The sequence below is a fragment of the Bremerella volcania genome (assembly GCF_007748115.1).
Taxonomy (GTDB): Bacteria; Planctomycetota; Planctomycetia; order Pirellulales; family Pirellulaceae; genus Bremerella; species Bremerella volcania.
Map to the genome: position 1 here is coordinate 3,874,369 of NZ_CP036289.1, position 21,375 is coordinate 3,895,743.

The following is a 21,375-nucleotide window of genomic DNA, read 5'->3' on the forward strand; positions in this document are numbered from 1 at the left end:
TGGTATTTTCCGTGGCGTCATAAGGTACCATGAGCGCGGGATTGAATTCATTTTCATGAAAAATTTCCTTTGCCTTCTCGATTCGTCCTTTGCTAAACTTCCCAAAAGAGGGCCACGGATGGTGTCCTCGGAAGAAGTGGCAGCGATTTGCGGGACAACATTGGAGGGATTCGTGATTCCACAGGTTCGGCAGTCTCAGACGATGGCTGCCTTCCGGTGACTTCCTTTTCTCATCTAATCGTCACCCGGCTGAAGCTCGGATTCGGCTTGCCATGGGTGGTGTGGAGGAACGTGACCCATGTTGAAGCGATTCGGATTTTTCGAGGAGAGCAGTCGACGCGAGGCTTTGCAAGACTTGCGAGAACTGCAAATGATGGGACCTCTCGACGAAGAGGACCTGGTGCTCCAGTATCTCAGCGAAGGCACCATGCTGTTTGAAGCCAACAGCGACGCATACGACCGTTTGATGGACGATAGCGTGATGATCGGCCCGCCGGACGTTTACAGCGACGGCGAGTGGTGCTGGTCAGGCGACGTGCTTTACTACATCCGCAACTACCACATTGCCGTCGAGTCTCAATTCTTTGACTGGATGCAGCGGAACAACTGGAAGTGCCCCAAGATCGTCAGCGCGGAAGCGTTGGTTCAGTCGAACTGGCTGACTTGATCGGCGAAGATGATCTCGGTGCTTACCAGGCTGCCGTCCTCGGTGGTGACGGTCATGTACCAGAGCCTGGCATCGGTAGGGGGTTTGGGTGCGAGAATGACATCTTCCTTCACGACCCCTTCCGCCGTTTTCCAGTCATGGGCATTGACCGCCTTGTCATCGACCGTCCAGTGAATGGCCGCTTTGGCAACGCTGGCCGTATCGTATCCCAGTTCGACCTGGTCTCCTTGGATCTTCGGGTGGCCGACCCTTGGTAGCGGTTCGCCTTGCTTGAGCCACTGATCCATGAAGTGGCCGATTTGTGGCGGGTTCCAGCCGGCGGGGTGGCCGTGCGACATCTTGACGGTGATGGAAAGCTGCTTGTGCACATCGTCAGGAACCGCCTGATAGCTCTTCATGTAGCTATCCAGCGGATACGCGAAATCATTCGTTCCGTTGACGAACAGAATAGGCATCGAAACGGCTGGCAGGTATTGCTTCGGGTCCCACAGCGTAACCCAACGCTGTTTTTGCTCTGGCGTCATCCGGGCAAAGCGATCCAACCATGTGCTGTTCTCGGCCAGATAGCCACATCCGTAAACAGGCACCGCGGCATGAAAGCGCGAGTCGACGCCTGCCACGATGCACGTCAGGTAACCACCCCAACTGATGCCGGTCACGCCTGTGCGTTCTTTGTTAATCTCGGGAAAACTTCGGATCAAAGAATGCGCAAGTATCACGTTCGCGACCGCATGGTATTGCCATTGTTGATGTAGGTCATCGTCGATATGGCCAAACTTGTGCTCGTCGCCATGATAGGGTCCACCATTGGCGAGTCGCGTGCGATTCTTTTGATCGTGAGGGTTTTTGCCTTCAATCGGACGCGAGCCAGCCAGGTCCATCGCAATGGCCGCGTACCCACGTTTCGCCCACAACTCGGCCCACTCGCGGAACGCAGTTCCCCCACCACCATGAATGCATACGACGGCCGGCAAATCTTTATCGAGTGATGCATCTCCCAATATGCTTCCAGGTGTCGCATAATAAGCGAAGACGCGGGTTGCGTGTCCCTCGAATTCCTCCCCAGTGAACGTCAGCGAGCGCACCGGCGAGTCGGCATCGACCCAGGCAAACTTGGGCGCCTCGGATAGTTTTGCTAAGTCCCAGGGCTGCGTTTGCGGCAGGTTCGCGGAAGGATGGATGGGGTCCGCGAGAGATATCGAAGCGAACGCCAGTAGCAGAGTCAACAACAGCGGGACCAGGAAGCGGTACGATAATGGCATGGAACAAGCTCTTTGTTGGTGGGAAACAGTTGGGCAGAGCCATATTTTAACAAGGCCGTGTTCGCCCGGCGAACGAATCCGCCGGTCGGGTGAACAACATTAATGTCAATTCAGTTTCCCTTACCCTTGCACATTTAATAGGCATGTTAAGCAGCAACGGCATATTATTCGGGCCGGCTCATTTCAACGCAAAGCACTGCCTGGCAACACTTTATAGTTTGACGCGGGACCCTCTTTCTTCCCCATTGGCACGGCAAGTGCTCCTTTATTACCTGTCCCTTTGGGAGGACTCAGGCAACACTTCGACTCGTCACATCACGACGACCTTTCCTCCCCGGCGGTTTCATCTGGCCCCACTAGATTTCTCATTAGGAGAAGAATGACGTGCAAGGGCAAACACAGTCTGCAGGAATTTCCGAGCCCAACCTCACCGCCAATTACGATGTTGGCGAGTTCTACGACGAAATGTTTTCACCTGGCGGTTCCCCGCGGACAAACTGCCAACTCTTATACGAACACATCCAAGAGTTAACCTCCAACGACCTTCGCAAACGAAAGACGGCCGCCGAGCGGTCGATGATTCGTTTAGGGATCACGTTTAACGTCTACGGCGAAGAGCAAGGTACCGAACGCATCATTCCGTTCGACATTCTTCCCCGCATCATCCAAGGCGAGCAGTGGTCGTGGATGTCGAAAGGACTGAAGCAGCGCATCATCGCGCTGAACATGTTCATCGACGACATCTACAACGAACAGAAGATTCTTAAGGACGGCATCATCCCTGAACATGTCGTCAAGTCGGCCAGCAGTTTCCGGCCTCAATGCGTGGGAATGAAGCCACCCAACGGCATCTGGTGCCACATCACCGGCACCGACCTGGTCCGCGACTCGGATGGCGAGTTCTACGTGCTGGAAGACAACCTGCGTTGTCCATCCGGCGTCTCGTACGTGCTTCAGAACCGTCAGTTGATGAAGCAGACGTTCCCCGGCTTGTTCGAGGCCCAGTTCGTCCGCCCGGTCGACGATTACTGCAGCCAGCTGTTAGACGCTTTGAACTCGCTGGCCCCGGATCATATCGAAAAGCCGGTGGTCGCGGTCCTGTCGCCTGGTATTTACAACTCGGCCTACTTTGAACACTCGTTCCTCGCCCAGCAGATGGGGGTCGACCTGGTGGAAGGGCGAGACCTGGTGGTTCGTGATCGACGCGTTTATGCCCGTACGACCAAGGGCTTGATGGCCGTGGACGTCATCTACCGCCGCATCGACGACGACTTCATCGACCCGCACGTCTTTCGCAAGGACTCGATGCTGGGTGTTCCCGGAATCATCGACGCCTACCGTGCCGGAAACGTCGCCTTGGCCAACGCGCCAGGTACCGGCATCGCCGACGACAAGGTGATCTACGCCTATGTTCCGGACATGATCAAGTACTACCTGAGCGAAGACGCCATCCTGCCGAACGTGCCGACGTACGTTTGTTGGGATGACGCTCAGCGAGACCATGTCATCAAGAACATTGCCGACATGGTGGTGAAGCCGGCCAACGAATCAGGCGGCTACGGGATGCTGATTGGTCCCCGTTCGTCGAAGGAAGAACACCAGAAGTTCGTCGAACTGATTAAGGCCAATCCGCGCAATTACATCGCGCAGCCAACCCTCGCCCTATCGCGGGCTCCGGTCATTATCGATGACCATTTGGAGGGGAGGCACGTCGATCTGCGACCGTTTATCATCTATGGACGAGACATCTATGTATTACCCGGCGGACTGACGCGCGTGGCCCTGCGTAAGGGTTCGCTCGTGGTCAACTCATCCCAGGGGGGCGGAAGTAAAGACACCTGGGTCGTGTAGGGATTGAAAGGTTCTTCATGTTAAGTCGCGTAGCCGACTCCATCTATTGGACCAGCCGTTACATCGAACGTGCTGAGGCGGTAGCCCGTTTCATCGCGGTGAACTTGAACATCAGCATGGATCTGTCGACAGCCGGCAACCAACAGTGGATGCCTCTGGTGACGACCACCGGAGATGACGAAAAGTTCTCCGAGATTTACGGCGAAGCCAGCAAGCGAAATGTGATCGAGTTCCTGACGTTCGATCGGAACAACCCCAACTCGATTCTTTCCTGCTTGATCAACGCTCGCGAGAATGCGCGAAGCATCCGTGAACGCATCTCGGCCGAAATGTGGGAGCACATCAACCGCTTCTACTTGATGGTGAAAGATGTGGGGGACGCCGAAGGCATTCTGGACGACCTGCCTGACTTTTACGAAGCGGTTCGTAATTCCGGGCAGCAGTTCAGCGGCGTGACCGATGCCACCATGACCCATGGCGAAGGATGGCACTTCTGTCAGCTGGGACGCTTCCTGGAGCGTGCCGACAAGATGTCTCGCATCTTGGACGTCAAGTATTACATCCTGCTGCCCAGCCCACAGCACGTGGGAAGCGCATTCGACGACCTGCAGTGGGGTGCCCTGCTTCGCTCGGCCAGCGCCTACGAAATGTATCGGCAGCGGTTCGGTCGCATTGTGCCGCAAAACGTGGTCGACTTCATCATGCTCGACAAGGAATTCCCGCGGGCCGTGCTACACTGCCTCACGCGAGCCAACGAATCGCTTCACGCCATTACCGGCAGCGACATCGAAGGGTTCACCAATCTGCCGGAACAGCGGCTCGGGCAATTACGCGCGGAGTTCGCGTTCACCAGCGCCACCGACATCATCGCCCGTGGCTTGCACGAATTCATCGACGACTTCCAGAAACGATTGAACCTCGTCGGCGAGTCGATCGGCACAACGTTCTTTAGCCTACAAGCCGCGTAAACGGCCCTCGAGATCGCAAGGTGGCCCAGAGATTTCTCGCTGGGTCACCCCATCTACTTATTGGGGCTCTTTTGTTGCTGTTGTTGCTGGGTACCCGTGGGACCAGGTGGCGTACCGTTTGTTTTGACATCCAGCGGCATCACGTCGACGCCGACCTGCATGGTGCGCGTGCCCCCGCCCATGACGACTCCTTGAATGGGCGAAACGTCTTCAAAGTCACGCCCGTGAGCCAGCGTGATGTGATCGGTGCCGACCATCACGTTGTTCGTCGGATCGAAATCAACCCAACCGAGTTCCGTTCCGCAGAACACCGAAAACCAGGCATGGGAGGCATCCGCACCGACCAGCCGGGGCTTTCCAGGTGGCGGTTCGGTTCGCAAATATCCGCTGACGTAACGAGCCGGCAGCCCAAGACATCTCAGGGCACCGATCCCCACGTGGGAGAAGTCCTGGCATACGCCGTGACGCTGACGCACGACGTCTTCGAGCGGCGTAAAGATGTTAGTCGCACCGGAGTCGTACTTGTAGTCGGTATAGATCCGCGTCGTTAGGTCCTTAGCCGCTTCGACAATCGAACGATTGCGGGTAAAGGCGGCTTTACCGTATTCGCCCAGGATGGGTAGCAGGCGAATGTGCCGCGAAGGGAACAGGAACTGGCGAACCTCCAAGGGAAAGTCGCGACGCTTGGCCATCGCGGCGAGTTCTTCCCACGCCGGCGAGATGGTGATCGGCACGGGGGTTTTCACGACGACGCGGCTCGTCGCGGTGATGGTCATTCCGCTGTGCGGTTCGCTCAGCGCGAAGTAGTGAACCTGGTTGCCGAAGTAATCGGTTCGCGAGACGACCGATCTTGGCTTGGGTTCGACCGTCAGGGCGAAGTCCTCGACGCTTTGGCGATGCGTCGTGGGGACACGCAAGTGCAATAGGTTATGGGCTACCGAGGCTGGTTCGGAGTAATGGTAAGCCGTCTTGTGTTCGACTTGATATCGCACGGTTGGTCAAAGCTTCATCAACTAGGGGCGGATCTCGACCAGGTGTGACTGGGGCATCGAGTGAACAAGATAACGTTGAGAGACGACGTCCGACAGCTTCGGCAGCAGGGATTCGATCTCCTGCAACAGCATATGCAGCGTTTCACCGGCCGACAACGCATCCGGAGCCCGCACGCGCGTCACGTCAAACATCCGCACTTCATGCAGAAGCGACATCGCCAGACGCTGCTCGACCGTGTAACCTGCATGGTTGGCCACGTTGGGCAGATCGTTGACGTGCTCCAGCAGTTGAGCCAACTGCCGCGCGATCGAACGCGGGTTGGTTTCGTCGGTCACCAGCAGATCGAGCACGGCTCCCAGGTGCATTTCTTCCAAGTAACGCGAACGGTAGGTGATTAGACTGTCCGAGATTTCCAACAGCGCTTCCAAGATGGCGGACAAATCGCCGGAGGGAAGCACCAGGCAGTTTCGCATCAGCCGCGAGCTTTGCGTGGCCCGTTCCATGCGCCTGCCCATGTCCAGGAAGTGGTAGACCTGGGTTCGCGTGATGCTTTCGGAAATGATCCCTGAGAATGCTGCCAGGTCGAGGATCAGATCGTCAAGCAGTGCCAAACAGTCGGACAAATCCCAGTAGCCGTCGCTGGGGGGCTGAAAGCCTTGGTCGACCCGGTGCAACACCCGCCAGCTATCGGCCGAGACACGGTCACGGCTGCGCGACGTCAGGCGGAAGATCTGGGTCACGATCGAACGCAGGCTCATCGAGTTCTGTTCGTCAAAGATGTTGGCCGCCAGGTTAAGCTCGATCGGAGGCAATTGCTTTCGCATCTCTTCGACCCCGTAGCCGGTCTCGATAATGCCCATCTCGGCCATCGTGCGGATCAGGATGATCACCTCCGGCATCTCATCGAGTTGTTCTTCACTGGTCAACCGAGAGATGGTCGTCCGCAGGATGCGTGCCGTCACATCGGCACGCTCTAGATTGCGTCCCAACCAGTACAGGTTTTCCGCGATGCGGCTGGGGAGTTCTCCGCCGGTACGCTTCAGCTCGACGCCATGATCGGGTTGCTTCAGCAGGCTCACGCGAGCGATCGGCGTCGCCGACAACACCCATGCGTCCTTGCTGCGTTCGCCCACTTGCAACGAGGCCTCGAGCGGCTGAAGTTCGCCACTGAGCCGCACCAACCCGCCTGGCATCGTCTCGAACTCGTTTTGTCCCAGTACTGCGAAGCTTCGTAGGGCAATGTGGGCGGGCGTAAGCGACTTCCGGGAATAGACGGGGCTTGTCGATCGCATCACCTGCTCTTGCGCGACGAACATGTCCGGATCGGTCTGAATCATGCGAATCAGCTTTTCCTGGTCGCCATCTTTCTGCACGCGATAGATGCCTGATCGAGTGCCGCGGCGTCGGTAGGCAGGTTTGATGACGAGCTTCTCGATATTCTCGATCACGTAGGCCAGCGAATCAGGCTCGCCGCACCGCCAGGTGGCAACGCCTGGCAGGATCAACGGTTCACCCAGCAGGTGCTGACAAAGCTGGGGCATGAAGGTCATGAAGATTGGCGACTCGACGATGCCCGAACCAAGCGGATTGAGCACGACGACATTCTTCATCCGGCAGACCTGCAGCAGTTCAGGAATTCCGCCAGTCGAGTGGCTGATCTCGAGGGGATCGCACTGGTCGCTGTTAGGGCGTCGAATGATGACGTCGACCGGCAGCAGCCCTCCCAATGTCTTTAGCATGACGCGATTGCCACGGACCGCCAGGTCGGCTGGTTCGACCAACGTGTAACCGAGATAGCGGGCGAGGTAAGCGTCTTCGAAGTAGTTCGGGTTTTCGGATCCATTGCTGAGGATCACCACGCGGGGATTGGTGACCCGAGAGCAAGCACGCAGTACGGCCTCCTTCACTTTCATGAAGTAGCCGGCGAGGCGCTGGACGTTCTCTTTGTGGAAAAGGCTTGGTGTCATCCGGGATTGGATGATGCGATTCTCCAGGGCAAAGCCGCTGCCGGAGGGGGACTCGCTCCGATCCCCTTGCACCCACCAGCTTCCGTCCGGGGAACGAGAAAGGTCGGCCGCGTAGAAATAAAGGTAATTGTTCCCCGGCGGGTTCTGCCCATGAAAGCAGCGGTAGTAGCCGGGATGCCGAAACAGGACTTCTTCCGGCAGCACGCCACTACGCATCAAGTCCTGCGGACCGTAAAGATCCTGCAGAATCAACTGCATCAACTTGCCGCGTTGTTTCAGCCCGAGAGAAATATGTTCCCATTCGCTGCTGGGTAGTAGCACCGGCAGCGGGTCGAGCTCCCAGGGACGTGCTCGGCGATCCTGGCCCGGACTTCCGATGCCTGCACCGACATAGGCCATGCCGGTGCGATCGAGCAGTTTTTGCATTTGCTGCCAGCGACGCTGGAACTCGCCGGCACCAATTTCTCGAACGCCTTGGACGAAACTTTGCCAATGGGGGCGTATGTGCGCACCATCGTGCAGTTCGTCGTATACGTCGGGAATCGGCTTATACGGGGCAAATAGATCGGCGGACGCATCATTTTGTGCGGGAATTCTGGTCACCGAGACCTCGGGTTGTCCAAAATGAGGTGTTACGCAATCCCTGCGTGGGGTTACAGATGCTTGGTTTTACCCCGTCTCAAATCGAGCGTGAAGGGGAATTCGCTGGAGCATTCGTCTGGCGGCAGTTCAACGTAGCCGGGCGTGTGCCCCATTTTCTCGAATCTACCCCCACGACGGGACTCTGCCTCCATGGCATTCACAGGGAAAGCTTCAGGATTATTCCCCCCTGGATGTCCTACGTGATACCGACAACCTCCGAGGCTTCTTTGGAACCAGGAATCATACAGGTCGATCGTCAGGGGCTCGTCGACCGGAATCGTAGGATGCAGGCAACTCGGGGGCTGCCAGGCCCGATACCGCACGCCAGCGACGAATTCCTGCTCGGTTCCTGTCGGGTGAAGCGGGACTTTTCGTCCGTTGCACATCACAAAGTGCCGCCCCGGGATCGCTCCGCGAACTTTGACCTGCATCCGTTCCAGCGAAGAGTCGACGTAACGGGCCGTAAACCCTTGCCCCGACTCTTCCCCCAGGACATACCAAGGTTCGATCGCTTTACGCAGCTCGACCTGCACGCCTCGATGCGAAAACTCCCCGATTTTTGGGAATTTGAACTCAAAGTGAGGGAGGAACCAATACGATTCCAGCTCGAATCCGGCATCCCTCGTTTCCTCGATGACGTCTTCGAAGTCTTCGTAGTTGAAGTGAGGCAGCATGAACCGATCGTGCAGGCTCGTATCCCAATCGACCAGCGGCATGTTGTACGGATGCTCGGCGAAGCGGGCCATCAACGACCGCAACAGAAGCTGTTGGGTGAGGCTCATCCGGGCGTGCGGCGGCATTTCAAAAGCACGGAATTCGAGCAAACCGCGCCGCCCCGAGCTGTTATCAGGCGAAAACAGCTTGTCGATGCAGAATTCGGCCCGGTGGGTGTTCCCGGTGATATCCACCAGCAAGTTTCGGAAAACCCGGTCGACCAGCCAGGGAGAAAACTGCCCCTTATCGGGGATCTGCTCGAACGCAATCTTCAGTTCGTAGATGGCATCTCGGCGTCCTTCATCGACGCGTGGGGCCTGACTGGTGGGGCCGATAAAGTTGCCACTGAACAGATAAGAAAGCGATGGATGATTGTGCCAGTACCCGATCAGGCTACGCAAAATATCGGGTCGCTGTAGAAACGGACTTTGGGTTGGGGTCGGTCCGCCCAACACCACGTGGTTACCGCCACCCGTGCCGGTGTGCGTACCATCGCGATTGAACTTTTCGGTCCCCAGACGAGTATGGTGGGCGTCTTCGTAAACGCCGGTCGTAATGTCGACCAGTTCCTGCCAACTGTTGGCCGGGTGGACGTTCACTTCGATCACGCCAGGATCCGGCGTGACGCTCAGGTGATTGACGCGATCGTCGTGTGGTGGCAAATAGCCTTCGATGATCACCGGCGAGCTGAATTCGGTGGCAACTGTTTCCACCGCGGTCAGCAGTTCCAGGTAGCCTTCCATGCGATCGACTGGGGGCATGAAAACATGCAGACACCCGTTACGCGGCTCGACGCACAGAGCCGTACGGACCAACTGATTCATCGGGTTGGGACCACCGTTGTCCCCCCAATCGCCAGGGCCAAAGAACCCGTCGGATTCCAGACTTTGTCCACTCATCCCTTGCGGACGTGACGAGCTTCGGTACGAGTCACCACCGGTGGTCTTCATCGACCATGGCTTGCCGGAGTCCCCGCCCACCATCGCCGGAGTTCGGCGTGCCATGAATTCGGCATAGGAAGGAAGCGGCGTGGTTTCCGCCATCGGGTCTAGTGGGAAGAGCGCCGCGGCCTGACCTTCGGTTTCGTAAATCAACGACTTCAGCGGCAATCGCAACCCCATCGCCGAGTCGCCGGGGATGAGGAACAACTCATCGCTGCGGACGTGCCATTCACCACTTTCCCAGCCGGGCTGGGCTGCCCACCAGAGGTATCGCACCGGCAGAACGACGCCGACCGGCGAGGTGATCCCCTGCTCGAAGACCTTGGCGATTCGCGTGCGTTCTTCCTCGTCTTCCAGCTTGGAATCGTGGATGTCGACGTTCACCGGCAGCCGGCGTTCCATCCAGGTGTAGTAGAACGCGTCTTCGTAGGCATAGTTGGCGTGGTTCGGCTCGACACCCAGTTGCTCGGCCAGGCGACGGGTGAACTGCATGGCCAGATCGGTATCGTGGCCGTAGTTCATGCCGTCTTCGGCAAGCAGCGACGGATCTTTCCAGATCGGTTCGCCGTCGTATCGCCAGTAACAGCGGAACGCCCAACGTGGGAGCGATTCGCCAGGGTACCACTTGCCCTGACCGTAGTGCAGGAAGCCCCCTTCGCCAAATCGTTTGAACAGCTTACGCATCAGTTTGTCGGCCAGGCCACGCTTGGTTGGCCCCACGGCAGCCGTGTTCCACTCGTCCCCTTCCATGTCGTCGATGGATACGAACGTCGGCTCGCCGCCCATCGTCATCGTAATGCCGACGCGCTGGAGATGCTTGTCGACTTCATGGCCGAGGGCTTGAATCTCTTCCCATTCTTCATCGGTATACGGCTTGGTCACACGCGGGTCTTCGTGGAAACGCGTGATCTTCATCTCGAAGTCAAACTCGACTTCGGCCTTTTCGTGACTACCGGAGACAGGGGCGGCAGTAAGTGGCGACGGCGTACACGCCAGCGGAATGTGACCTTCGCCAGCGAAGAGACCCGAGGTTGGGTCGAGTCCTACCCAGCCGGCACCTGGCAGGAAGACTTCGGTCCATGCGTGCAGATCGGTAAAGTCTTGTTCCGGCCCCGATGGACCATCGAGCGATTTGATGTCCGGCGTCAACTGGCAGATGTAACCCGAGGCAAACCGAGCGGCGAGCCCGAAGTGACGCAGCATCTGCACCAACAGCCAGGCCGAGTCGCGGCACGACCCGAGACGCTTCTGGAGCGTTTCTTCAGGCGTCTGGACACCATGTTCCATACGTACCGTGTAGGCGATGTCTTTTTGCAGCCGCTGGTTGATATCGACCAGGAAGTCAACGATTCGCCGCGGCGTGACGTCGACCCCTTGCAGGTACTCCGTCAACAGCGGGCCGTGCGGTTCCTGCTCGAGGAACGGAGCCAGATCGGTCTTGAGAGGTTCCTTGTAGACGATCGGGAACTCTTCCGCGTCCGGTTCGAGGAAGAAGTCGAACGGGTTGATAACCGTCATTTCGGCAATCAGATCGACGTCGACATGGAAATGGTCAACCGGTTCCGGAAAGACGACGCGGGCAGCGAAGTTTCCGTGGGGATCCTGCTGCCAGTTCAGGAAGTGTGGTTTGGGACTAATTCGCAGGGAGTAGCTATGGATGGGCGTTCGACAATGGGGAGCGGGACGTAGCCGAATGGTTTGAGCCCCGACACCGATCTTGCGATCGTATTTGTATTTCGTCGAGTGATGGAGCGCCGTAAGAATCGCCATGGAAGCCTCAAAGATAGTCGAATCGCGGGAGAGAAATGCCAAACCGCCTGGGCCAACATCCGGCCCCCACACGGTCATCAGGGGAACAACGCACGAAAATCAGCCACCGGCGTTTTAATCGGCACGATCCGTCTACGTACAAACGCAAATCACGCGCCAATCAACGATCATTGCTAGAAACCTACCACTTAGCAAAGGTTTCGGCCGGAGGTGCTAAAAATTTGTGCACATAGGGCCTAATTCTGAGCCAAATCTTGAGGTTTTTGGTCTTAGATTCGTTCCAGCCACAAGAGCCCGTACGGCTGCAACACAAGATCTTCATGCGTCGCGATTTCTTGCTCGCTGATCAAATCCTGAAAGAAACGACCAAGCCCCCCCGTTCGGACGTTATTGGCCGGAACGCGCTGCTCTTCTTCGGTGAAATTGGCCAGGATCAGGGTCCGGTTCCCCTCGAAGTGCCTCACAAACCCCAGAACATGGGGATTATCGACAGGAACCAGATCCATCTGCTGCCCGGCCAGCGATGGCATGTTCTTACGCAGCGAAATCAGCTTCTGGATCGAACGGAAGATCTTCCCGCGAATCGAACCGTTCTGTTCGTCGACTTCCTGCTGGAAGTTTTGCAGATACTCCCACTTCATCTTGGGACGATGGATCCAACGCGTATCGCCTGCTTTGGCTGGATCCTTCACGAAATCATAATCATTGAGCATGCCCCACTCTTCCCCCAGATACAAAAGGGGAATGCCCCCAATGCTGAGCGTGATGCCATACAACAGGCACATGCGGCGGACCGACATCTCGATCAGCTTCGGGTCGTGGAACTCGATAGCTTGTTCCAGGCCGGCCAGCGAGGCGAGCGTCCCCGAAATCCGCATATCGCCGGTCGTTGGGTTGTGCTGAAAAGGGACCCCACGGGCAAATGAGCCCGGGAATTGCCCTGTGTAAAAGTTGTTCAAGAATTGTCGATGATCATAGCCGTTAATTCCCAGTTGGGCGGCGTCTTCGTCGTCGAACGTCCAGCCAATATCGTCGTGGCAGCGCAGGTAGTTGACCCACGAAGTTCCGTGCGGCAGGCGATGACGATGGCTCAGCGACTTCTTCAGCAAGCGAGTGCTTCGCGTCGCGAGCGATTCCCACAAAAGTGCCATGAGGGTCGGGTTATACGATATCTGGCATTCTTCCGCCCCGATGTACTTCACCACCTCGTCGGGATGAACGATCGCTTCCGACTTGAAGACCAGCCCCGGAGCGGCGATCCCAGCCAGGCAGTTGAATGCTTGAATCAAAAGGTGAGCTTCCGGGCGGTTCTCGCAGTTGGTGCCCATCTGCTTCCAGATGAATGCCACTGCATCCAGGCGCAGGATGTCCACGCCGGTGTTGGCGATGAAAAGCATCTCCTCCAGCATCGCCCGAAAGACCGCCGGGTTACCGTAGTTCAGATCCCACTGAAAGCTGTTGAAGGTCGTCCAGACCCACTTCTGCATCCCGTCATGCCAGGTGAAGTTACCGCGGCGAACCGTCGGGAAGATCTCGCGCAGGGTGCGTTCGTACTGATCGGGAACGGTGCGATCGGGGAAGCAGTAATAATACTGCTGATATTCGATGTCGCCGGCCTGGGCATGCTGTGCCCAATAGTGATCGTCCGACGTGTGATTGAAGACGAAATCGAGACACAAGCAGACGCCTGCTTCGCGGAACTCGTCGGCCAACTGGCGAAGGTCGTCGATCGTGCCCAAGCGGGGATCGACGCTGCGGTAGTTGCTGATCGCGTAGCCGCCGTCATTGTCGCCTGGCCGCACCGCGAACAGCGGCATCAAGTGAACGTAAGTCAGGCCAAGATCTTTGAAATACGGAATGCACTCGCGCAGCTTGCTGAGATTTTCGGAAAAGAGATCGACGTAGAGCGCGCCGCCGACCATGTGTTCCGACTGAAACCAGGTCGGATCGTTCAAGCGGTGGTCGTCTTGCTCGCGCAGTTCGGGGCTGCGTTGTTTCCACCCGCGTGCCGCCGTGAACATGATCTCTTCCAGGTGATAGAAGAAATCGTACCGATTGTGATACAGCGTGAAGAGCAAGCGAAACAACCGCGGCCACTGGGCAACGAGGCGCTGCGTAAAATCACGCGCAAGGCCGCTGGCCACGTCGTCCTCTGACCAGAATGCTTCGAGACGCGGCAGAAGTCGCTTGAGCGAAATCTCTGCCTCGGCTTGCAGTTGGTCAGGCTGTCCATTCCTACTCGTGCCGATCATTGGGTATCGTGATGTTGTCTAAAAACTGATAGTAGTTGATTCCCTCCAGGATACCTCGTGCATGATGGCCTTCCGCGAAATAGATTCGCGGCCAGTCCCGCAGCTTCTCGAGTTCAGGACTGTAATTCCCTACAACCACTCCAAGTGTGCGCCCCTTGAGCATCCCCTCGTCGTTACCGCTATCGCCAGCCACTAGCACTTTTTCCGGCGAAAAGCCCCATTTGTAGAGGACATGCCGCACCGCGACGCCGGGCCCCCCACGATTGGGCAGGATGTCAAGGTACATGTTTCGCGAAAACACCACGCGAGCGCGAATTCCCGCTTCTCGCAGCATTCGCTTGATTTGTGGGATACTCGGAGCAACGCTCGTGTCGAGATCGAAGCTGATCTTGAACTCGGACTGCTGCGAGTCCTTCTGCACGTAGACTCCATCCACTCCTTCAAACAGAACACGTATCGCATCAGGCGTCCAGTGCAGACCAATCTGTTTTCGCCAGGTTCGATCGCTAGTAAGGTATTCGCCGTAGTAAAGTTCCGTGCCCACGCCAGCGCAGATCAAATCAGGCCGTGGCAAGTTCATCTCTTCGATCAGCTCCATCGCGCTGTCGAGACGACGCCCGGTCGAAATGCCAAAACCAATGTAGTCGTGCTCGCGAATCGTATCGAGAAATTCGCGGAGCCCCTCTTCGTCACCTGTGAGCGTATTGTCCAAGTCGGTGATGATGAGCCGATCGAAGTTTGGCATCCGCCGCACTTTGGAATGGCCTGCGAGAACCGGCTTGGCCGAATGGTCGAGGATATCGTTGACGTCTCGCCAGTACCGTTTGGCATGATTGGCCCAGGAATAATGCTTCTTGGCACCCGCCATTCCTTTCTCGCACCAATCATCCCATTGCTGCGGTTCGGTCAGCATGCGCAGCAGCGACTTCTCGATCGCTTCGGGATCCAATGGATCGACCAGCAAACCGTTGTGACAATTCGCCACGATATCGCGGGGACCGCCATCGTTGGTCGCAACAATCGGCAGCCCCGCCGCGGCCGCTTCCAGCAGAGTCAAACCGAATGGCTCGGTGAGCGCGGGGTTCACGAAGACGCCGCGACGTTGGGCACCCCAGCGATAAATGTCTGGAACGTCGCTTGGCGTATGCATCTTGGGGTACGAAACGCAGCCGTAAAGATCGTAGTCGTCGATTTTCCCAAGAATCTGCTCAACGATGCGGCGCTGGGCCGGAGCGAGATCCTTCAGATTCTCGCGCGTTCCCATGATCAGCACCAGGTTGGAAAGCTGCTGCAGACGCTCGCTCTCGCCGTAAACACGGACGAGCATTTCCAGGTTCTTTCGCTCGTCGGGACGAGCCATGGCAATCAGCGGCGGCTTGCTCGGGTCTCGCAGAAAGCGTTCGATCTGCGGACCGATCGGGTAATCATCGTCCTTCGATTTCGGCGGCGAGAACGACTGCAGGTTCACGCCGGGAGGGATGACCTCCATCCGATCGGGCTGATAGTTCTCGTACTTCTCGTACTGTAGCTCGACTTCCTGATTGGTGCTGGCCACCACCATGGAAGCGGTTTCCAAAGCGACTTCTTCGGCTTCGATTCGCTGGGCCAACTTGTAGCGGCGTTCGAGATCTTCGATCGACTTTCCTTTGGCAAACAGCCGTTCCTGCTTCACGCGGCCGAGCGAGTGCCCGGTGAAAACGAACGGGATATGAAGCAACCGAGCCAGCTGCGCGCCGGCCAGACCTGCGTCGGCATAATGACCATGGATGAGGTCCGGCAAACCGGCGCGGCGAAAGTGAGCGAGCGTTTGATCGACGAAGAATTCGATGTACGGCCAGAGTGATTCCTTGCGGATGTAACGCTTTGGACCGAACGGAATCCGCACGATCTTGGCATTCTCGCAAATCGGTTCTTCGACTTGGGCGTAATCGTCGGAGACGCGATCATCGATGATTTGCCGCGTGAGAAGTTCAACTTCGGTCACACCGGGCTGCTTGGCCAATTCCGCGGCCAATTCCAGGACATACTTGACCTGGCCGCCCGTATCCGCGTCGCGACCGAGTTCGGCATCTTTCGCGCGGATTAAGCCATGTAAGCTTAACAGAGCGATCTTCATAGAGAGTCATTCTTTGAGGTTGTTGGTATTGGGAAAGCTTGAAGTATCACAAACGCTCCTTAATCGAAGACGTTTTCATAGAACGTCTTGTCTTGGCAAGTCGCTCCATGGTTCTCGCATACTTTCCCTGCGAATCGGGACGCCGCTTCGCCAACCTGTCGCAGTGGGCGGCCCGATATCAATCCAGCGAGAAGGACTGACGCAAATCCATCCCCAGCGCCGACCGTGTCGACCAGAGGATGGGGTGGAGTGACTGCAATTTCAATGCCATCGCCGTCACTTGTGGCAAGATAGGCACCCTTCGAGCCAGATGTGATGCAAAAATTGGCGACTTTGTGCGCCGTACGAAGTTTATCGACCGCTTTGCGAACGTCATCCCTGGTATCGCAAGGCATTTGAGTGAGCCGGTGGAGTTCGTCGTGGTTTAATTTCAGCCAATCCGCACCGTCGACCAGCTGACTCACCCAGGATGTGTCGAACCAAGGAGGCCGGACATTCAGGTCGACGAAACGCGGCAATTTGCTCTCTTCAATGATCTGGCGAATGGTCGCCGCGGTACGCTCGCTACGATACGCGAGACTTCCGTAATAGAGATACGAATAGTTGGAATAGTCTTTAATCGCTGGGGGCTGAATGTAGTCCCACGCCCGATCTTTTAAAATGTCGAAGACAGGCTCGCCCCCTTTCAAGGTCACTTCCACCGCCCCGGTCGGCTTGTCTTCAACCGTTTGGATTTGCTCGGCCGACATGCCCCAGGTCTGCATGGCCTTGAGCACCTGCTGACCGGGGTCATCTTTGCCAATAGCCGATACCATGCAGGGATTCAGTCCCATTCCATGGACATTCCAGGCAACATTAAAAGGAGCGCCACCGAGAACCTGCCGGCCGTCCGGAAAATGGTCGAATAGCACTTCCCCAAGAATTAACGGCGAGCGACTTGCTGTCGAATCAGTCACGTATCTGTATCGATCGGTTAGACGGATCGTTTAGTAATTGAGTAACATTGTTTTAGCATTCTCCGGTCACAAACTCAAATCGCATGAAGGTTCATCACGTGAGCAAGGTCCTGGCTACCGACTTAGACGGCACGCTCATTCCCCTGAAAGACAACGCCGAAAACAAGGGCGATTTGATTCAGCTTGAAAGGGCATTGCGTGAAAACAACGTCACGCTCACTTTCGTCACGGGTAGACACTTAGAGTCGGTTCAAGATGCGATCGAGCGTTACGCCTTGCCCACGCCTGATTGGGTCATCTGTGATGTGGGGACTTCGATCTATCAGCGTACCGATGACGACTCGTTTCAAATCGCACAGCCTTATGTCGATCATCTGCAAAGCATCGTTGGTGAAGTGTCCACTTCACGACTACGAGAAGAGTTCGCATCGCTTGAGTCGCTCAGGGTACAGGAAGAAGAGAAGCAGGGACCATTCAAGCTCAGCTTCTACTGCGATGCCAAAAGGCTGCATGAAGTCCACGACGCGGTGCTCGATCAATTGACGCATCGTCGTCTGCCTTACAGCTTGATCAGTAGCGTCGATCCATTCAACGGAGATGGGTTGATCGACCTGCTGCCGACCGACGTATCGAAGGCGCACGCGCTGCAGTGGTGGACCGATCACGCCGGGATGGACAACCGGCAGCTCGTCTTCTCAGGCGACTCCGGCAACGACCTGGCCGCGATGACCGCTGGCTACCGCACGATTGTGGTGGGTAATGCGTCCGCTGAATTGATGGAAACGGTCCATCAGCACTACGAAGCACGCATGCAGCTCGATCGGCTTTACCTGGCCGAGAAGACCGCCACCAGCGGCGTTTTGGCCGGCTGCCGACACTTTGGCCTTATCTAGCGATCCATTTCGCATTGGTCGAATTCACGTCCTCGCTAGCACGGCCATCGATTGGCGTTGCGTTGCCAGCACTAGGAATCTATAAGTTGCGGCGCGAAAGTCGTAACCTGATTCCCCCCAATGACTCCCCCGGTGAACTCGTTTTCCCAGCAGCGTCGAACTGCGCATGGCCATCTTTGGATGGTTTTAGGGATGCTGTGCCTGGGGGTATTCTCGACCGGCTGCAAGGCGATCGTTGCGACGAACAATCGCAACTGGGCGCCCGATCAAGCCAAACTTCCCATCAGTGAAGTCAACGGCGACCATATCAAGATCCATAACGTTCGCAACTGTCGCTATGCCACGGCGGACAATTACGTGGTGCAGTACTACGACAAGGATATCCGCCTGAGCGATATTCAAACGGTCGACTTCGTGGTAGTGCCCTTTAAAGACACGCCCAGCGTCGCCCATACGATGCTCAGTTTCGGCCTGTCGGATGGCCAATACCTGGTTTCCTCGGTGGAAATCCGCAAGGAAGCGAATGAAGAGTATTCGGCCTGGAAAGGCTTCTTCAACCAATACGAATTGATGTACGTCATCGGAGATGAACGCGACGTGATCAATCTCAGCTCGAACTACTACAAGAGCGACGTCTATCTCTATCGTACGGTCGCAAAGCCGGAACAGGCACAAGAGTTGTTCCTCGACGTGATCAAGCGTGCCAATAAACTTGCTGCCGAGCCTGAGTTCTACAACACGGTGACCAATAACTGCACCACCAATATCGTGTCGCACGTCAACAAGATCGCGCCCAAGAGCGTCCCATACGACATGCGCATTCTTTTGCCGGGCTACAGCGACGAGTACGCCTATTCGCTCGGCTTGCTGGACACGAGCGTGCCGTTTGAGCAGTTGCGATCCGAGTCGAAGATCAATCAGCTAGCCGAGCGGTACCGCGACGACGAGAACTTCTCGCAGTACATCCGCCGATAGGGGTGCTCGCTAGCACCTGTTCTCTCGTTTTTCCTGTGGTTTTCAGCAGGAATTCATAATTTCTGATCAATCGACATTGCTCTATCCGAAATTCGAATATAGATACACCCTACTCTGCCACGAAAATCCCCTTAGACGATGGACCGTTAGGGAGGCCAATATGAGTGGTGTTACTTTTTCGGTAGCTGCTTTGTGGATGATTCTGGGGGCTTCGCCCTCAACGCCAGTGGTCCAGGATCAGGTCGACCTGATCGAAGTGAACCACTACTACGATTCCCAAGGCCGCTTGATCTTCGACCAGGTCATCTTCTATGAATGGTCGCAAAGCGATGCCCGGTTCCATGTGACTGCATGGCGTCTGCTGAAGAGCTCTTGGCAAGTTCCCCGCAAGCGATGGAGCGACGGGGCCTATACCACAACCTGGCGCGACGGCGACGTCCTGCGCAGCGTGGTTGGTAAGAACATGCGCGAGACTTGGACGCAACACGATCCGGAACTTGTCGAGCGGGATTACCTGCCTCGCGAGTATCGCCGCGGGCTGACCCCGAAGATCGAAGCGGTGGCGCACACCGAGAATTAACCTCGCGACAATTCGATTCGGAAGTCGAACACGATAACCACGTTCTCCTGCAATTCACGCAGGTAACGACTGGGAGTCTCCCGGACTTTCTTCACCTGCTCGGTAAGTGACCTTAGCGAAGTCATGCCGAGGTCTTCGCCGACGTTCTCGAAAAGCACGATCGCTTTTCCCGCATGAGCTTCGATTCCGTGAAGGGACCGTTGCCGTGCTTTCACACCGCAGGCCGCCAGGTGAATCAGCCCTTTAAGCAGGTCGGCCTGCTCCCCTGCTCTGCCGTGGGCGATCCAGGCAGACTCCCACGCTTCGTGGGCTTCCCAGTAAAAACCGTGATTAAATAGATCGACCCCATACCGAAACGATTGCTCCGGCGTGTTTCCCTCAAATGCCGCTTCAGGCCGAGAAAACAGGCCCGGAACGTAGGCGTACGGCGGAAACGGTAGAGCCGGCTCGTACCGCGCGGTATCCTCTGCCATGGTTGCGTCTTTTCCTCTGGGCCATTGTAATGACGCTCAGTGCGTCGTTTCGCGAATCCGCTTTGAGGAATCTACCATGTCCGTCCGGAAAATCGTCCTTACCGGCGTCACCAAGGGGCTCGGCCGAGCGATGGCCGATGGATTTATCGCCGCGGGACACCAGGTCTGTGGCTGCGGACGATCGGCCGACAAGATCGATCATCTGAACGAAGAGTACGGCGACCCTCATCGTTTTGACGTGGTGGATGTTACCAACTGGCACGATGTGAAACAGTGGGCCAAGTCGATCAACGAGCACTTCGGCGTGCCTGACCTGTTGATCAACAACGCGGCCATTATCAACGAGAACAATCCGCTGTGGCGAGTCCCGGTGGACGAGTTCTCGCAGATGATCGACATTAACATCCAAGGGGTCTTCCACATTATCAAAGCATTCGTACCGGCGATGGTCGAGCGCGGCGAAGGGGTGATCATCAACTTCAGTTCCGGCTGGGGTCGCTCGACCTCCCCCGAGGTCGGCCCCTACTGCGCGACGAAATACGCCATCGAAGGATTGACCAAGTCGCTCGCCCAAGAGCTACCGGCCGGCATGGCCGCGATTCCCTTGGGGCCTGGCATGATCCATACCGAGATGCTTGAGAAGTGCTTTGCCGACGGGGCCTCCAGCGCGATCAAGCCAAATGACTGGGCATCGTACGCGGTGCCGTTCATCCTTTCGCTGGGTGCCGAGGAAAACGGCCAGTCGATCAGCATTGTCAAGTAGCTGCGATATGCCAAGTGGAATCGATCACCCGGCTGCCTGGCCGGTCGAGCAGCTTTTGAAGCGCTGCGAAATCAAGCGACTTCGCCGCGGCGGTCCGGGCGGTCAGCATCGCAATAAGGTCGAAACGGCGGTCATCGTTCACGATCCCGTCACCGGCCAGTCTGGCGAAGGAAACGAGCGGCGTAGCCAGGAAGCCAACCGCCAGGTTGCCATCTTTCGCTTGCGAGTTAACCTGGCAATTCACGTGATCGACGAAATCGATCTGTCCACAACGCCCAGCGAACTCTGGCGATCACGGGTGCGTAGTGGAAAAGTCGCGGTCAATCCGACCCACGACGACTTCCCAGCAATCCTGGCAGAGGCCATAACTATACTATACGCCGAGGGTTGGGATGCATCGGCCGCGGCCGCGCGACTAGGCTGCTCGACTAGTCAACTGGTCAAATTACTGAAGAATGAGCCGGCAGCGTTCACATTGCTGAATCGTCAACGAGAAGCGCTGGGACTGAAACCGCTTAAATAGCCAGAAGACTTTCTCTTGACAGGTTTGCGCGATGGGCAAACCATGAACAAACTGAGAAATTCAAGATTT

The 21,375-nt window shown here is 56.8% G+C and carries 16 protein-coding genes; 8 read left to right on the top strand and 8 right to left on the bottom strand.

Features of this window, described 5'->3' with window-relative positions; translation table 11 throughout:
* Positions 1 to 298 precede the first annotated feature (298 nt).
* Positions 299 to 667, top strand: a complete 369-nt coding sequence (locus Pan97_RS15380; RefSeq protein WP_144974012.1) for a hypothetical protein — start codon at positions 299 to 301, stop codon at positions 665 to 667.
* Here Pan97_RS15380 and Pan97_RS15385 read toward each other — a convergent pair.
* Positions 646 to 1,929: an alpha/beta hydrolase family protein gene (locus tag Pan97_RS15385; protein ID WP_144974014.1), complete on the bottom strand. Its 1,284-nt coding sequence runs from the start codon at positions 1,927 to 1,929 to the stop codon at positions 646 to 648. The genes Pan97_RS15380 and Pan97_RS15385 overlap by 22 nt on opposite strands.
* A gap of 465 nt (positions 1,930 to 2,394) precedes the next feature.
* Here Pan97_RS15385 and Pan97_RS15390 point away from each other — a divergent pair, with 465 nt between their 5' ends.
* Positions 2,395 to 3,780 carry a circularly permuted type 2 ATP-grasp protein gene (locus tag Pan97_RS15390; RefSeq protein WP_144978448.1) on the top strand — a complete coding sequence of 462 codons (1,386 nt, stop codon included), beginning with the start codon at positions 2,395 to 2,397 and terminating at the stop codon, positions 3,778 to 3,780.
* A gap of 17 nt (positions 3,781 to 3,797) precedes the next feature.
* Positions 3,798 to 4,748 (top strand): alpha-E domain-containing protein, encoded by a 951-nt coding sequence (locus Pan97_RS15395; protein ID WP_144974016.1) that lies wholly within the window; start codon positions 3,798 to 3,800, stop codon positions 4,746 to 4,748.
* 53 nt (positions 4,749 to 4,801) lie between these two features.
* On the opposite strand, the gene Pan97_RS15400 is transcribed toward Pan97_RS15395, so the two are convergent.
* The 6 genes from Pan97_RS15400 to Pan97_RS15425 form a co-directional block, all read right to left on the bottom strand.
* Complete coding sequence (locus Pan97_RS15400) at positions 4,802 to 5,740, bottom strand: transglutaminase family protein (protein ID WP_144974018.1); 939 nt, start codon at positions 5,738 to 5,740, stop codon at positions 4,802 to 4,804.
* Positions 5,741 to 5,761: 21 nt separating this feature from the next.
* Entirely contained in the window at positions 5,762 to 8,311 is a 2,550-nt protein-coding gene (locus Pan97_RS15405) for a circularly permuted type 2 ATP-grasp protein (RefSeq protein ID WP_144974020.1), read from the bottom strand.
* Between the two features lie 50 nt (positions 8,312 to 8,361).
* Complete coding sequence (locus Pan97_RS15410) at positions 8,362 to 11,775, bottom strand: transglutaminase family protein (RefSeq protein ID WP_144974022.1); 3,414 nt, start codon at positions 11,773 to 11,775, stop codon at positions 8,362 to 8,364.
* Positions 11,776 to 12,044: 269 nt separating this feature from the next.
* The gene (locus tag Pan97_RS15415; protein ID WP_144974024.1) at positions 12,045 to 14,027 is read right to left on the bottom strand and encodes an alpha-amylase family glycosyl hydrolase; all 1,983 of its coding nucleotides are present in this window, start codon (positions 14,025 to 14,027) and stop codon (positions 12,045 to 12,047) included.
* Positions 14,011 to 16,143 carry an HAD-IIB family hydrolase gene (locus tag Pan97_RS15420; RefSeq protein ID WP_144974026.1) on the bottom strand — a complete coding sequence of 711 codons (2,133 nt, stop codon included), beginning with the start codon at positions 16,141 to 16,143 and terminating at the stop codon, positions 14,011 to 14,013. Before Pan97_RS15420 ends, Pan97_RS15415 begins: the two co-directional genes overlap by 17 nt.
* A 59-nt stretch (positions 16,144 to 16,202) precedes the next feature.
* On the bottom strand, positions 16,203 to 17,099 hold the full coding sequence (locus Pan97_RS15425; RefSeq protein WP_165698782.1) for a PfkB family carbohydrate kinase: 897 nt from the start codon (positions 17,097 to 17,099) through the stop codon (positions 16,203 to 16,205).
* 98 nt (positions 17,100 to 17,197) lie between these two features.
* On the opposite strand from Pan97_RS15425, the gene Pan97_RS15430 reads away from it, so the two are divergent.
* The 3 genes from Pan97_RS15430 to Pan97_RS15440 all read left to right on the top strand — a co-directional run bounded on the left by Pan97_RS15430 (position 17,198) and on the right by Pan97_RS15440 (position 19,547).
* Complete coding sequence (locus Pan97_RS15430; RefSeq protein WP_165698783.1) at positions 17,198 to 17,992, top strand: HAD-IIB family hydrolase; 795 nt, start codon at positions 17,198 to 17,200, stop codon at positions 17,990 to 17,992.
* A gap of 132 nt (positions 17,993 to 18,124) precedes the next feature.
* Positions 18,125 to 18,967, top strand: coding sequence for an Lnb N-terminal periplasmic domain-containing protein (locus Pan97_RS15435; protein ID WP_196782114.1), 843 nt, complete (start codon positions 18,125 to 18,127; stop codon positions 18,965 to 18,967).
* 160 nt (positions 18,968 to 19,127) lie between these two features.
* The gene (locus Pan97_RS15440; protein ID WP_144974031.1) at positions 19,128 to 19,547 is read left to right on the top strand and encodes a hypothetical protein; all 420 of its coding nucleotides are present in this window, start codon (positions 19,128 to 19,130) and stop codon (positions 19,545 to 19,547) included.
* Here Pan97_RS15440 and Pan97_RS15445 read toward each other — a convergent pair.
* Positions 19,544 to 20,020: a DUF309 domain-containing protein gene (locus tag Pan97_RS15445; RefSeq protein ID WP_144974033.1), complete on the bottom strand. Its 477-nt coding sequence runs from the start codon at positions 20,018 to 20,020 to the stop codon at positions 19,544 to 19,546. The genes Pan97_RS15440 and Pan97_RS15445 overlap by 4 nt on opposite strands.
* A gap of 76 nt (positions 20,021 to 20,096) precedes the next feature.
* Here Pan97_RS15445 and Pan97_RS15450 point away from each other — a divergent pair, with 76 nt between their 5' ends.
* Positions 20,097 to 20,783 carry an SDR family oxidoreductase gene (locus tag Pan97_RS15450; protein ID WP_144974035.1) on the top strand — a complete coding sequence of 229 codons (687 nt, stop codon included), beginning with the start codon at positions 20,097 to 20,099 and terminating at the stop codon, positions 20,781 to 20,783.
* Positions 20,784 to 20,790: 7 nt separating this feature from the next.
* Positions 20,791 to 21,306, top strand: coding sequence for a peptide chain release factor family protein (locus Pan97_RS15455; RefSeq protein ID WP_144974037.1), 516 nt, complete (start codon positions 20,791 to 20,793; stop codon positions 21,304 to 21,306).
* Positions 21,307 to 21,375 lie beyond the last annotated feature (69 nt).